This window comes from Thermostichus sp. MS-CIW-34 (assembly GCF_054060435.1).
Map to the genome: position 1 here is coordinate 20796 of NZ_JBSSDE010000007.1, position 13690 is coordinate 34485.

The window sequence follows — 13690 nt, forward strand, 5'->3', positions numbered from 1 at the left end:
GCTCTGAGGGCCATACCGGCAAGACCACCTCCTCATTGGATCTTGGCGCACATGGCAGGACGGTGGACACAGGAGCACTTTTGCAGGATAGCTCTTGAGTTGATAACTGGGCTACAGTGGGCTTGCGGTATGGTAAAACCCCGACCCGGCATGACTTCCGATGCTCCTGTTGCCGTCCTCTCCGAGCTCAAGGCGGTGCCCATGTTGGCCGAACTTTCGGCGACGTCCTTGCAATGGTTGGGATCCCAGGTCAAGCTGCGGGATATCCCGGCGGGACAGGTCCTCTTCATGCAAGATGCCTGGGGCAGCGTAGTTTATCTGATCCTCGCCGGCTGGGCTAAGGTGCGGCGGGCTTTGCGGGCGCAAGACAGCACCAAAACCCTTGCCTTGCTGGGGCCGGGCGCTTGGGTGGGGGAAATGGCGGTACTGGACGAAGCTCCCCGCTCGCGAGATGTGCTGGCCCTAACCCCGCTGCGGGTGGCCGGGATCCCGGCGGCAACCTTCAAAGCACTGATGCTGCAGGAGCCGCAACTGTGCTACCAACTGGCCTGCAGCCTCTCCCGTCGCCTGCGCCTGGCCAACTTGCAGGCGGATCTCGACCAGCAGAGCCCCCCAGTGCGGGTGGTGCATACACTGGTGCAACTGGCGGAAGCTTTTGGCGAGAAGACCGCCCAGGGGATGCGCATTGTCTACCCTCCCCCCCAGGATTTGGCCGATATCAGCCAAGTTAGCCGGGAGACAGCCCTGGCGGTACTGAGCCGTCTGCAGCAGCAGGGGGTTATTCAGCCGCTGCCGGAGCAACAGTCTTTGCTGCTGATCCGGTACGCCAAACTGCTGGAGGCCACCCGTCTGCTTTAGATATTGAAGATATTGACCCATGTCTCCCCAACCGATTTCTCCCCATCCAGGACAAGAATCTGTCTGGGACTATCCGCGCCCACCTCGTCTGGAGCCCACCACAGAACTGGTGGAAGTTCTCTTCAATGGCGAGCTCATTGCCCAAAGCCGCCGTTGCTACCGCGTCCTGGAAACCAGCCACCCGCCTACCTACTACATTCCTCCCACCGACGTTCGACTGCAGTATCTCCGCCCCAGCTCTCGCACCTCTTTCTGTGAGTTCAAAGGGGCTGCCTGCTACTGGACAGTTCAGGTCGGATCCCAAACAGCCGTAGATGCCGCCTGGAGCTATCCGGATCCCAGCCCGGCGTTTTTGCCCATCCGCGACTACCTTGCCTTTTATCCAGGCCGTGTGCAGGAGTGCCGGGTAGGTGGAGAACGAGTCCGGCCTCAACCCGGAGATTTCTACGGCGGTTGGATCACCTCAAAGGTCGTAGGCCCTTTCAAAGGAGAGCCGGGTAGCTGGAACTGGTAGGGGCGGAGCAGCGATTCCCGAGGGGGGATCCCTTTTACCCACGAAAAGGACTACAGTTAAGTCGATGCGGGTAAGTTGTCCAAGGACTCCGTCCCGCTGGCACGAACAGGAGAGCGCGGACAAAAACCATGACGGTGCGGGTGCCCCTCGACTATTATCGGGTTTTGATGCTGTCGGCACGGGCAGATGAGCATCAGATTGAACAGGCATACCGGGAGCGGATCGATCTCAAGCCGGGCGAGCGCTCCTGGCTGTCGGGGTTCTCGCCACAGGCTGTGGAAGCTCGCGCCCAGATGATCCAAGAGGCGGCTTCTGTGCTGCTGAACCCTGAGGCACGACGAAACTACGACGAACACCTCATGCCAACGGATCCCACCTTGACGGTGGAGGAGGCGCACCTACCGGGAGTGCTGTGCTTGTATTGCGAAGCCGGAGAGTACCAGGCTGCGTTGGACTTGGCTCAACACCTGTTGGAGCAGGGCCACCCTGCTCGTTCCGATGCCATTTTGGCGCGGGCCATCGCTCGTCTGGAACTGGGTCGAGAAGCCTGGCAACAGGGATCCTATGAAGAGGCGGCGCGTTCCCTACAGGCGGGCTTGGCGGAGCTGGAGGAGTATCAGGCCTTTCCGCAGATGCAAGCGGAGATCCGCATCGATTTGGGCAAGCTGCGTCCCTATCGCATTTTGCAACTCCTCAGCCAAAGTGCTCCCGCCCAAGCTGGAAGACACACCGCTGATGGGAACGGGGAGCGACAGCAGGGACTGGCTCTCCTCAAAGCCATGCTGGACGAACGGGGCGGCATCGAGGGGATGGGGCAAGATGGCTCTGGCCTCAGCACCGAAGATTTCCTGCGCTTTATCCAACGGGTACGTCGCCACCTCACCCTCAAAGAACAGCAGGAGTTGTTCGAGCGGGAGGCTGAGCGTCCCTCGATGGTGGCCGCCTACTTGGCCGTGCAGGTGTTGCTGGCGGCAGGTTATCTGGAAAACCGCCCGGCTCTGGTGCGGCGTGCTCGCGGCTACCTGGCTCGTCTGGCGCAGCGGCAGGATGTGCATCTGGAGCAGGCCATCTGTAGTCTGTTGCTGGGGCAGACCGAAGACGCGCTCGCCCATCTGCGCTCCACCCAAGAAGTAGAGGCCTTGCAGTTTATCGAAGAACACTCCGCCGGTTCTCCCGACCATCTGCCGGGTCTGTGCCGCTTCACAGAAAAATGGTTTCAGGAGGAGGTGTTCCCGGAATTTCGCGGTCTGGAAGCCGCCCAAGTGACGTTGCAAGCCTACTTCGACAACCCCCAAGTACAAGCTTACCTGGACGAAATGCCCAGCCGCGAAGACCCGCCGGCAGGGATGCTCTCTCCCAGTGCTCCGCACCGCTGTCGCGAACAAGTCCCCCATCCCCCACCTCATTTGCCTGCCGTGGTGGGTCCTGAGCCAACCCAGGAATTGTATCGCCCACCCGCCCCTTGGCAACAGGGGGTGCCAGAACCCCCGCGCCTCTCGGATTTGCCCTCTTACCGCAGCACCCCCAAAGCAGGCGTCTCTGCTCTTGCGGATGAGAGTTCTAGTGCTCCGCACCGCTGTCGCGAACGCGCCCAAGACCGTTCCCCTCAGCGGGAGGGAGCTGGCGCGATCGGTTTGCAGGAAGTGGAACGTTACCGCCGCAGCCGCTTGGGATCCCGTAAGCGTCCTGCCCTTCCCGCCGTGGGCTTCGCACCGCTGACGCGAGTGGCCGGGGTGGTCGGTGTGGGCATTCTCTCCCTGCTGGTCATCTGGCAAATGCTGCGGGGCCTCTTCACGCCGCCGCCGGCACCACCGCTGGAGCAACCCCAGGTGCAAATTGAGCAGCCGCCGGTTGACATATCGCTACGCGACGCCTCCGCGAACGACAATCCCGGCCAGACAGAACCCGCTCCCCCGCCTGAGCTAACTGGCCCTCTGGCGGAGTGGCAAGGAGTACAACAGGTGCGGGTGGTCTCCAACGATGGCCTCAACATTCGCCAGCAACCCAGCCTGACGGGAGCCATTGTCGGGACAGCCCCACGCCAAGCCCTGCTGCGGGTGGTGGAGGTGCAGGCTGGGGAGGGACAGGTGCCCGTCTGGCTGCGCATTGAGCGAGATGGCGCGCCCGGGGGATGGGTCGCCGCCCAGTCGGGCTCCACCCGTCTGGTGGAACGGCTCTAGCTCTGATACATTTACGCTGAACACTGCTGAACATCACTGTTCAACTATGCAGCGATAGCATCCTGTTTGTTTCCAAACAGAATGGCGGTATCCCGCAAAGCTTTGAGTAGAATACCCAAAGCGCAGTTTCCGTGTCGTCTTACTACCAATTTTCTGCTTTGCTTTGGCTACCATGTTGGCAGACTCGAAAGTAAACAGAAAGATCAACTGGTAGTAATCCGTACTGAACATATTATACATTATTTTCAGTATAGTTGAGCTTATTATTGACTAGAGTCATGCTCCCTTGCTGCCAGCTGTTATTGCTCCGCAACGCTGCTGCGACCGCGCTACGGGGACGGAGTTCTCGGTCCCGCCCTTTTAAGGGGTATAGTCTGCTTCCTTCTCAACTGTTGTGGATATTCTGCGCAATGCCCCGCTGGGGATTTATCTGGAAGAGCCTCGCACCTGGCTACATTGCCTGGATCCGCGGGTTAAGCTGGCCTGGCTGCTCAGCTTTCTCCTCAGCCCCATTTTGGCCGGCAATGGTTGGCGCTTGGCCGTGGTGGTGGCTCTTCTGCTGCTAACTGTGGCGGCCCGTCTGCCGCGCCGGGTTTGGTCGGGCCAACTCTCCCTGGTGCTGGCCCTGAGCCTGCTCACCTTTGGGATCACCAGCTTGGCGCCGGATGGATTGGGGGTTTTTCCCCAACCGCAACGGCAGGATATGCAGGTGGTGGGCTATGGGCTGACCGGGATCCCCGCTGTTCCCGTTAGCGGTGCAGGGCACTTCGACTTGGCCGTAGAACAGGGATCCCCAGACCGTGCCTGGCGGGCGCAAACCCGTGCCTGGCAAACTCCTTATCGCTACCGCCTGGTTCAGTTTTCCCTATTGGGACGAACCTTTCAGGTCTCCCGCCGTTCTCTATCGGTGGCGCTGCGGCTGGGCACCCTCATTTTTACGTTGCTCTACGCCACCCATTTGTTTTTGTTGACCACGGCCCCCGAAGAAATTGCCGAAGGGATCGGCCAATGGTTGCAGCCTCTCAAGCGTTGGAGATGGCCGATTGCCGAAGTAATTCTCACCCTCACCTTGGCGCTGCGCTTTCTGCCTTTGGTGATGGAAGAGGTGCAAAACTTGGCGCGGGCGGTGCGAACTCGGGATGTGCGCTGGGGATCCCTAAGTTTCCGGGGCGGGATGCAAACCCTGCTGGCCTTGGTGGAGCGCTTTTTTGAAAACTTGCTCCTGCGTGCCGAACAGACGGCTATGGCAATGCAGGCCCGTGGGCTGACCGGCCCAGACCATCCCCTGCGCTGGCACCGCCTACAACTGCGGCGGCTGGATCGCGGCCTACTGGCTCTACTGCCCCTGTTTTGGCTGCTCAGAACCTTGTCCCCCTAAGGTGACCGGCAACACAGCTTTTTCCTACCCAGGGGGATGGGGCTCGTCGCTGCCCATCGGCAGGAGCAGCCGAGAGACACAACGCCCATCGGAAGAGAGGTAAAAGGAGAGCTGGCCCCCCATCCGCTGCACCACCCGTTGACACAGGCTGAGTTCCAGACCAGGACTTACCGATAGAGGCGACTTGAGCAGAGGATCCGCGTAGATCACCTGGTTCGGATCCAACTGAAGGGCGGCCATCAGGTGAGGGTCGAAGCTGCCCTGATCCACCACCAGCAGCTCTGCATAGCCAAAGGGCTCCGCATCGCTATCGCGAACGCTGGCTTGGCTCCACAGATCCAGCCGCCCCCCTTCCGGGCTGCGCAAAATAGCGGCTGTCAACACCTCCCAGAGCACCATCTCCAGTCGTTCGGGATCCCCCTGGATGGCAATGCTCATGTCCCCATGGGCCCGCGGCCACAGCTTGCGTTTTTGGGTCAGGCCCTCCACTCGGCGTAGGCTTTTGCGCACCAAGGTTGCCAAGGGCACCGACCGCGACTGCGGCTGCACCTGCCAAGTTTCCGACTGCAACAACGGCCCTGTGGAGACGGTCAGATCCCGCAGCCCTCTGCCGATCTCCACCACCTTTTGCCAGCGGGTGGCTTCGTCTCCGGGAATCTCCGGCACCTGACCCAGGCGGCGCAGGCTGTCCAGAAGGGCATTCTGCATGTCCATCAGGCGGCGGTGTTTGTACCAGTTCAACTCCCTGAGCACCTCCTGCTGCTCTTGCAAAGTTTGCATCCAGAGCAAGCGCCGCACCGTCCAGCCGCAGGTCTGGGCGATCAACATCACAGCCGCCCGCTCGTCGGGATCCCAAACCTTGCCCGCTTCTGCCCCCAAGATCAAAACTCCCAAAGCTCCCGCCTGAGATTCCGTTGGGACAGTGTTGACCAGCAGCCAGGATCCCAGGCCGGTAGCAAAGTGCTCCGCACCGCTGACGCGACTGAGCCAAGTGCGGCTGGCAGGGGGGATCTGCTCCTGGGTGAGCGGCAGAGGTTCTGCTGACTGCAGCGCGTAGGCCAGTAGGGGATCTTGCAGATCGATCTCGGTGGGGCCGGTCTCCGTCCCGGCAGCGGTAGTAAAAGGCCCCTGGAGCTGAGCCCGGCTTTCCCCCGGTTGCCAACTGACCACCAGCGCCAGAGGGATCCCCAGCAATTGGGCCGTCTGTCGAGTGGTAGTGGTGTACAGATCTGACAAGGTGGCCAAGTTTGGCAAGGTTGAACAAGTGGTGATCAGGCCCTTGAGCAATTGCTCTTGTCGTTGCCGGCGTTGTTCTGACCGAATTTGCCGCAGGATCACCCCCACCTGTTGGGCGATCCCCCGCAGCAGTTGCCGCTCTTCCCGGCTCCAGGCCCGTAGCTGGGGATGCAACACCAAGAGCAGCCCTTCCACAGGTGTGGTGGCGGTACCGCCGACCCCGGTGTGGGTCAGCATCAGGGAACGAACTCCTGCCAGTTCCTGCCGCCAAGAGAGCAGGCGCAGATCTTGGTCGTAGTTTTCTGCCACCACCACCTCGCTGCGCATGAGATCCTGCCAGTCCTGGTCGCTCAGAGGGCTGAACTGCTGCGGCAAAGTCTGCTTGCCCTGTTGCTCCGCGACGCTGCGGTACTCGTAGAAGAGGCGGGGGATGGGGCTGTCGGGATCCACCGTCAACACGGCCACTGCACCGACTTTCAGGCGCTGGGCCAGGCCGACAACGGCTTGCTGGAGAGCCTGTTGCAGCTCCGCCGGGTTGTAAAGCGAGCGGCCCACCTGTTGCACAAACTCTTGGTCATCGGCCAACTGGCGAATGCGGCGATCCAGATTTTCTAGGGGGGCAGCCAAGGCCAACCCATTGGCGGCAGCAGCTACCAACTGTCGCTCAGCGGCTTGCCAGGTACGGGGCACATCCGATTGCACCCAGATGAACCCCAGCAGATCCTTTTCCAGCAAAATCGGGGCCGCCAAAACGGCCTGGGCCCGCAACTGCTGCATCAGCTTGGGGGGAACCTCAGAGCGAGTCGTCCCTGTGCCGCCCACCACCACCTGGCCATCGGCGAGGGTGTAGTACATGTCCCCCAATTCCCGCAGCGAAAGGCTGACCTCTCCTGTCGGCCCTGCTCCGACTTTAGCCCCTTTGGGAACAGGGGGCTGAGAGGACTCCGTCCCCCCGCTGTTGCCAACAGCTTTGGGGGCGCTTCCATGGGGGACGAACTGCCCCTGGCCGCGCTCGTGCCAATACACCTGAATGTGGACAGCGCCCAGAAAAGACTGTAACTCCTGCCTCACCAGGCTGACCCGCTCCTGCAGGGATCCCACCTGGCGCATCGCCGTTCCCAACTTCAGGAGTGGATCCTCAAGGCGCTTTTCGGTCTGCTGCTGCCAAGCGTTTTCCAACTCCTGCAGAGAGGCTGCTAACTGCCCCAGCAAAATCCCCAGGAGAGCCTTTTCGTCCTCATGGGTGGTAACCCCCCACATTTGGGATCCCAGCATCAGGATCCCCAAGCAGCGCCGCCGTCTCACTGCCGTTCGCGACAGCGGGCCGTAGGCCGAGAAGGGATAAATGAAACAGCCCTGGATCCCGCCCAGTCGCCTGGCCTCCCGCTGCCAAATGCCCATGCGCGGTTCCTGAGAGAGGTCGGGCAGGCTGATCGGTCGCTGCTCGATCACCACCTGCTCCAGGATCTCCCCCGGCTGTAGAGGATGCACCGCTCGCAGTAGGGTTTGATCCTCAAGAAGGGTCACTCCCCCCTGACCCACCAACTGGTGATTTTGATAATCGTAAAAGGCCAGCCAGATCAGCGGCGCCCCAAACACTGCCTTGACATACTCCAGCGTGAGCTGAATGAGAGCGTTGGCATCTGTTTGCTCTCGCATCTGTTGCAAGGTTGCTTGCAGGGCCACTAAGGGAGATATAGACCCAGCTCTATCGGAATAAGGGGGAACAGACTGAACCATACCTGTGTGGAGCTATTCCGCAGGTTCCTCTGCAAGCCAATGCCGTATCGGCCAGATCCCGGCTCATCTCTGGCATGAACCTTCTCAGCTCACCGCTTCTTTGTTGCTCGGCAACGCTGATGCAAACAAGTGAGGAGAAGAGATCCCGGACTTGTTGCCATTTGAAACAACTATAGCCCCCCGATGAGGGGCTGGGTAGGAATAGGGGCAGCCGAAGCCTGCGGCTAATTCATTGGGGAAGGCTTCACAACTGGGATCCCCCGCAGCTTGTGAGTATGGGTCACCAAGCTCTGAACAAAGTGTTGAAAACGCTGTTGTAGCTTTTCGTCTTTGAGATTGCCATGCTCATCAAAAGCGTTCCAAGCCCGACCGATGGCGATCTGCTCGGGGATTACCCAGCCATGCACCCAACGCACAATCAAGCGCATCTGGTTCAGGGTATTGCTGTTGCTCTCGCCGCCCAAAACGCTGATCAACCCGAAGACCTTGCCCTCCAGTTGCTCAAAGCTCAACAGATCCAGTGCATTTTTCAGGCTGCCGCTGATGCCGCCGTGGTACTCCGGGCTGGCTAGGATGATCCCATCCGCCCGCTTCATGGTTGCTCGTAGGACTGCCACATCGGGATAATCCGCATAGGACTCCGAGCCATCCACAAAGGGCAACTTCATCTGCCGCAGATCGAGGATGTGCAACGGGATCCCCAACTTCTCAAACTCGCGCCGCGCCACCTCCAGCGCCTGGTACGTTAAGGAATTGGGCCGCAGGCTGCCCCCGATTGCCACGAAACGGGCCTCAGAGGCTTCAGCCATGGTGGTTTGAGGATCGACAGTAAGGGCTTGCAGAGGAGACATGAGCCGGGTTCCTGAGCAGACATTAGTTACGTTGCAAACAATCATAACTCATACCAACTCCGAGTTGTAAAGATTTCTTTAACTTTTCTGCTCCCCAACCCTAATGCATTCGCCGAAGCGTTGCATAAGCGATAACAGCCGGATTCCTATCCAAAACTGGGGATCTGGATACCCTTTAGCAAAGGGATCCGGGGCCAACGGATCACCTGCAGCAGGTTGGAAAAGTCATCCCGCCAGACGGGATCCCCGGCCTGGGGCAAAAGGGGCTGCCAGGGATCCAGTTCCTGCAGGACTCCAGAGTTTTGGGCCAAAGGGCTCCGCCCTGCTGAGGCGGTCGTCGAAGCGTCGCGCGGCGATAACAGCACCCAATGGGAAGGAGCCAGCCCCGCCTGGCGTTGCTCAGGGGAGAGATCCCGGTGGTCTTGGTGCCAAGCGTGAAGCTGCAGGGATCCGGCCAGGCCAGCCAACAGCGGGGCCAGGTCGAGGTGGCGGTTGGTGATGTTGAAGAGCAGCCAGCCGTGGGGCTTGAGCTTGCTCAGGTAGAGGGCCAAAGCCTCTTGCGTGAGCAAATGCACCGGCACTGCGTCAGAGCTGAAGGCGTCCATCACCATCAGGTCATAGCTGCCCTCTGGGATCCCCTTGAGGCTGAGCCGGGCATCACCGAGGATGACCTGCACCCGCGCCCGCGTCTGGGCCCACCGGAGATAGGAAAAATAGCGGCTCGCCCAATCGACCACGGTGGGATCCAACTCGAAAAACGTCCACTCATCCCCTGGCTCGGCATAGGCGGCCAACGTGCCGATCCCCAGCCCCAACACCGCAATGGCGGGCGTGGGATCCACAGTCTGGGCTCTGAACGCCGCAAACACCTGCCCAACCGGCCCAGACCGAGAAAAATAGGTCAGCGGCTCCAGCGCTTTTTCCGGGTCCAAGTTTTGGCTGCCGTGTAGGGTGGTGCCGTGCAGAAGGCCACGAAAGGATCCCTGCTCAGTTTGGTATTCCACGATCCGGTTGAGGCCGAAGGCGCTGCGCTCGCTGTGGATCACCTGCAGTCCCGGCTGCAGCCAGGGTTGCCCCAGCAGCACAACCAACCCCGCCATTGCTCCCACCCAACCGACCTTGGCCTGCCAGCCAGGGGCTCCGCTCTGCTGCTGTGAACGGCTCTCCCCTGACACCAACAGCGCCAGCACCGCCCAGCCCAACGCCAAACCCACCCCAGCGCCCACCTGCAGCAACGCCTGCGGTTGAAAGTGCAACAGCAGCAAAGGCAGGAGCAGCCCCAGCCCCAGCCACAGGCCCACCCGCCCCCCCTGAGCCCCCAGCACGGCCAGCGACATCCCCAGCAACAGGGGATATTCCAGCACTGTCTCAAACACCTGCGGTGCCAAGAGGGCAGAGAACATTCCCCCTAAGCTCCCCCCCAAAGCCAGCCACAGGTAAAACTGCGTCAACTGCTCCACCGGCGGGCGACGGCAAGCCAACCGGCTGTGGCAGCCCCAGCTCACCAGCCCAAAGGTGGTCAGATGCAGCGGCAAAAGCAAAAAACCGGGCCTCACCCAGCCCAAGACCTGTACCCCCACCGCCCCGCAGGCCAGAAGAGCTGTTGTTCCCAAAACCCACTCATTGGGGTGGATCCCCCCGAAAGCCAGCATGAATGTCAGCAGATAGATCCCCAGGGGGATGGCCCACAACAGGGGCACTGCCGCCACGTCGGTGGTCAACAAGGTGGTGACCGCCACCAACAGGCCCGCCGGCAAAAAAGCCAGACCCGCCCAGCGCCAACGCTCTCGCCAGGAAACAGCCCAATTCCCCAGAGCAGCGCCGGATCCCTGGGAATCTGCCCCGCGTTCTTGTGGCTCCGCAACGCTGTTGCGACTGAGCAGCAGACCCACCCCGCTTAGCAGCACCAGGGCTGCCACCAGCTCGTAGGATCCCGTCCACAGGAGAGTTTGCCCAGCCAAAGACAGACGAGGCTCCAACACCAGCGGGTACCCCAGCAGCCCGCCCAAGCTGCCGGCATTGCTGGCCACATAGAGAAAATAGGGATCCAAAGCCTCCCGTTGCCCCGCGACCCCTCTTGCCGCCAACCCCCGTTGCAGCAACGGCGTCGTCGCCGACAGGAGAAACAGCGGCACTCCAGCTCCCAAAGTCAAGTCTGCCAACAGAGCGAGAGGGGGCCACCATCCTTCCGGTTGGCCGGGGATCCCCAGCTGAAAGGGCAGAAGCCTCAGCCCGACCAGCAGCAAGATCCCGTGGATCAGCACCCCCATCCTGGGATTGAGGCCGCGCCCCAGCCGATCTGCCCACAGGTAGCCCAAAAGCAGGGTGGCCTGAAAAAAGGCCAGGCAGGTATTCCACACCAGGGGGGATCCCCCCCACAGCAGCAGCAGCAACTTGCCCACCAACAACTGTCCCCAGAAGAGGCAAAAAGCGCTACTAAACAAGCTGAGGCCAACTAGCCAAATCAAAGCCGACCCACCGCAAAACCCTCAACTGCCAGTATTCCCCACTTTCTCCCGGAAGCTTGAGATGGGATTCACAGTCATTTCAGGTTAGCTAGACCGCCGAGAAGCCCCGCACTCTATGCGTCAGCATGAGTGCAGAAGTATGTCACGATCGCAACGCTGACGCAAACCCAAACTGCACTCCCAATGTTGCCATACAGCGCTAACGCGAACACAGAGCATCGCTGGCTCTGGCGTAACCAGCCCATTCGCTACCAACAGTCGGGATCCGCAGGCCCAGCCGTGTTGCTCATCCATGGCTTCGGGGCCAGCAGCGACCATTGGCGGAAAAATTTGCCGGAGCTGGGGCAGCACTGTCAGGTGTATGCGGTCGATTTGTTGGGGTTTGGGGGATCCGCCAAGCCCCTGCCGGGATCCCCTTTGCCCTACACCTTTGAGACCTGGGGATCCCTGGTGGCCGATTTTGTGCGGGAGGTGATGGGCCAGCCGGCCTACCTGGTGGGCAACTCGATTGGGGGCATCGTGGCTTTGCAGGCGGCGGTTCTGGATCCAGCCCAGGTTTTAGGGGTAGCGATGTTGGATCCCTCGCTGCGGCTATTGCACGAGCGGAAACGGGGCCAGGTCTCCTGGCTGCGCCGCCAGTTTACCCCTTTGCTGCAATCCCTGCTGGGGTGGCCCCCCTTTGGTCGTTTCTTCTTTGCTCAGGTGGCCCAGGCTAGGGCCATTCGCAATATCCTCCTCCAAGCCTACGGGCGCAAAGAAGCGGTTACCGAGGAGCTGATCCAGCTTTTGCTCAAACCCGCTTTGGAGCCGGGGGCGGCAGAGGTCTTTTTGGCCTTTGTGCGCTACTCTCAGGGGCCTTTGGCAGAAGATCTCTTGCCTCAGATCGTCTGTCCCGTCTTGATCTTGTGGGGGGAAGCGGATCCCTGGGAACCCATTGCTCTGGGGCGGGCCCTGGCAGAGTTTCCTTGCGTGGTGGGGTTCATCCCATTGCCGGGGGTCGGCCATTGCCCCCAGGATGAAGCCCCCGAGCTGGTCAACCCGCTGCTTTTGGATTGGATCCGGGATCCCACCAAAAAACCTGAAAAAGGAGTTCGTTCCGCCGGGATCCCCTCACCCCCCCTGCAAGAGGAGAGCTAGGAAGTGGCGCAGCAGGAGCTTCCCCGTGCTGGGGAATGGCATGGGCTGCCCTTGGAATCCTCGTACCTACGCCCGACCAAGGTGCTCCAGTTGATCCAGGTTGGGGCCCCTCAGCCGGAATGCCTGGCCAAACCCCTGGATGAAGCTACCAGTTTTGGGGACGATCTGACAGAAGTGAAAATCCGCCAAGCCCAGGATCATCTCGGCAATCTCGTACTTGGCGCGGTAGAGGGCTTCAAACCCCTGCGCCTGCGCCTCCTCGCGGCTGAGAAACTGGGCTTCTCCGCTCACCATCACCCGCGGCAGGGCGTGGTTACTGCGGGGATCCCCTGGGGTGGGCGGCTCGTGGATGAGCAGGCTGGCACGGGGATCTGCCCGCAAAGCCTGGGTGTGGCCAGAAAGATCGCTGATGACAATGGCAAAGCGCAAGGGATCCCGCTGCACCACAAAAGGCACCAACGACACCGCCGGGGATCCCTGCTCCAGCACCGCCAAGCTGGCCACCGGCTGGCCATCCAGCAGCATATTTAACTGTTCCAGCACCGACATGGTTGTCCTCCAGTCCCCTTGCTATTATCAGCTCCCCTGTACTGGGACAAGAGCCACAACCCTGCTTACAGGCTGTTCCTGGCCTGGTTGAACTCTGCCCGGCAGCTCGGAACATTGGGCGTCAACAACGTTGTAAATAAAACTTTACAATCCTATGCAAAGCGAGCTACGCTGGTGAAGAAAGCACAAGGAGAACCCTATGACCCGATATCGCTCCGTTGTCGTCGAAGAAGGTGGTCGGCTGAACAACTACGCCATCGAGCCGGAAATGTATGTGGACAGCACCCCCCGCGTGGGCTTCACCGACTATGCAGAGCGCTTGAACGGGCGTTTGGCGATGATCGGCTTTGTTGCCCTGATCCTGTTTGAAGCTCTGTCCGGTACCACCCTGATTGGCTGGCTGCAGTCCCTGGGCCGATAAGCCAAAGAACGCTTCCTAGGAAGAGGGCTGTCTCTAATCGCCGATTGACTGTTCGCGATAGTGGGACGGAGTCCTCACTTTGCTGCACAGTTCTCTACAACCTGATGTGCAAACGCTAGGCAGTTGTGCGAGTGTGCAGAGAGCGGGTGGTTAGGTTTATGTTTCTAGACCCCAGCTACCGTTTGAAATGTACCCCAAGCTCTGGGGGAAGTGACATACTCCCATCACTGACCCTACGGGTACAGTGTGGGCTTCTCGCTTCATTGGGGAGCCTACGCAAGAACCCTCTGCGAGCAGACACGGGATGTCCCACCGCGTAGCTGCACCAGATTCCGGCAAAAGCCGTTTTGTGCAACTA

The 13690-nt window shown here is 60.6% G+C and carries 10 protein-coding genes; 6 read left to right on the forward strand and 4 right to left on the reverse strand.

Going from position 1 to position 13690, the window contains the following annotated elements; genetic code table 11:
• Window positions 1-129 precede the first annotated feature (129 nt).
• The 4 genes from ACVWYY_RS03875 to ACVWYY_RS03890 all read left to right on the forward strand — a co-directional run bounded on the left by ACVWYY_RS03875 (window position 130) and on the right by ACVWYY_RS03890 (window position 4930).
• Window positions 130-858: a Crp/Fnr family transcriptional regulator gene (locus ACVWYY_RS03875; protein ID WP_457403162.1), complete on the forward strand. Its 729-nt coding sequence runs from the start codon at window positions 130-132 to the stop codon at window positions 856-858.
• Window positions 859-877: 19 nt separating this feature from the next.
• Window positions 878-1372, forward strand: coding sequence for a DUF427 domain-containing protein (locus tag ACVWYY_RS03880; protein ID WP_011433071.1), 495 nt, complete (start codon window positions 878-880; stop codon window positions 1370-1372).
• Window positions 1373-1500: 128 nt separating this feature from the next.
• Window positions 1501-3552, forward strand: a complete 2052-nt coding sequence (locus ACVWYY_RS03885) for an SH3 domain-containing protein (RefSeq protein WP_457403161.1) — start codon at window positions 1501-1503, stop codon at window positions 3550-3552.
• Between the two features lie 394 nt (window positions 3553-3946).
• The gene (locus ACVWYY_RS03890; RefSeq protein WP_414357909.1) at window positions 3947-4930 is read left to right on the forward strand and encodes an energy-coupling factor transporter transmembrane component T family protein; all 984 of its coding nucleotides are present in this window, start codon (window positions 3947-3949) and stop codon (window positions 4928-4930) included.
• Window positions 4931-4954: 24 nt separating this feature from the next.
• Here ACVWYY_RS03890 and ACVWYY_RS03895 read toward each other — a convergent pair whose 3' ends face one another.
• The 3 genes from ACVWYY_RS03895 to ACVWYY_RS03905 form a co-directional block, all read right to left on the reverse strand.
• Window positions 4955-7852, reverse strand: a complete 2898-nt coding sequence (locus ACVWYY_RS03895) for a GAF domain-containing protein (protein WP_457439631.1) — start codon at window positions 7850-7852, stop codon at window positions 4955-4957.
• A gap of 278 nt (window positions 7853-8130) precedes the next feature.
• Entirely contained in the window at window positions 8131-8715 is a 585-nt protein-coding gene (locus ACVWYY_RS03900; RefSeq protein WP_457439633.1) for an NADPH-dependent FMN reductase, read from the reverse strand.
• 188 nt (window positions 8716-8903) lie between these two features.
• Window positions 8904-11159 carry a spermidine synthase gene (locus ACVWYY_RS03905; protein ID WP_457403159.1) on the reverse strand — a complete coding sequence of 752 codons (2256 nt, stop codon included), beginning with the start codon at window positions 11157-11159 and terminating at the stop codon, window positions 8904-8906.
• Window positions 11160-11408: 249 nt separating this feature from the next.
• On the opposite strand from ACVWYY_RS03905, the gene ACVWYY_RS03910 reads away from it, so the two are divergent.
• A complete protein-coding gene (locus ACVWYY_RS03910) occupies window positions 11409-12362 on the forward strand; it encodes an alpha/beta fold hydrolase (protein ID WP_457403158.1) in 954 nt (317 codons plus the stop codon).
• Window positions 12363-12428: 66 nt separating this feature from the next.
• On the opposite strand, the gene ACVWYY_RS03915 is transcribed toward ACVWYY_RS03910, so the two are convergent.
• Complete coding sequence (locus ACVWYY_RS03915) at window positions 12429-12911, reverse strand: pyridoxamine 5'-phosphate oxidase family protein (RefSeq protein WP_414399942.1); 483 nt, start codon at window positions 12909-12911, stop codon at window positions 12429-12431.
• 199 nt (window positions 12912-13110) lie between these two features.
• Here ACVWYY_RS03915 and ACVWYY_RS03920 point away from each other — a divergent pair, with 199 nt between their 5' ends.
• Window positions 13111-13332 (forward strand): high light inducible protein, encoded by a 222-nt coding sequence (locus ACVWYY_RS03920; protein ID WP_011433062.1) that lies wholly within the window; start codon window positions 13111-13113, stop codon window positions 13330-13332.
• Window positions 13333-13690: the final 358 nt, after the last annotated feature.

Excerpts from the sequence above, each read along its gene's own strand:
- ACVWYY_RS03880 (WP_011433071.1), top strand. The coding sequence starts at position 878 with ATGTCTCCCCAACCGATTTCTCCCCATCCAGGACAAGAATCTGTCTGG.
- ACVWYY_RS03910 (WP_457403158.1), top strand. The coding sequence starts at position 11,409 with ATGTTGCCATACAGCGCTAACGCGAACACAGAGCATCGCTGGCTCTGG.
- ACVWYY_RS03920 (WP_011433062.1), top strand. The coding sequence starts at position 13,111 with ATGACCCGATATCGCTCCGTTGTCGTCGAAGAAGGTGGTCGGCTGAAC.
- ACVWYY_RS03900 (WP_457439633.1), bottom strand. The coding sequence starts at position 8,715 with ATGGCTGAAGCCTCTGAGGCCCGTTTCGTGGCAATCGGGGGCAGCCTG.
- ACVWYY_RS03915 (WP_414399942.1), bottom strand. The coding sequence starts at position 12,911 with ATGTCGGTGCTGGAACAGTTAAATATGCTGCTGGATGGCCAGCCGGTG.
- ACVWYY_RS03885 (WP_457403161.1), top strand. The coding sequence starts at position 1,501 with ATGACGGTGCGGGTGCCCCTCGACTATTATCGGGTTTTGATGCTGTCG.
- ACVWYY_RS03875 (WP_457403162.1), top strand. The coding sequence starts at position 130 with ATGGTAAAACCCCGACCCGGCATGACTTCCGATGCTCCTGTTGCCGTC.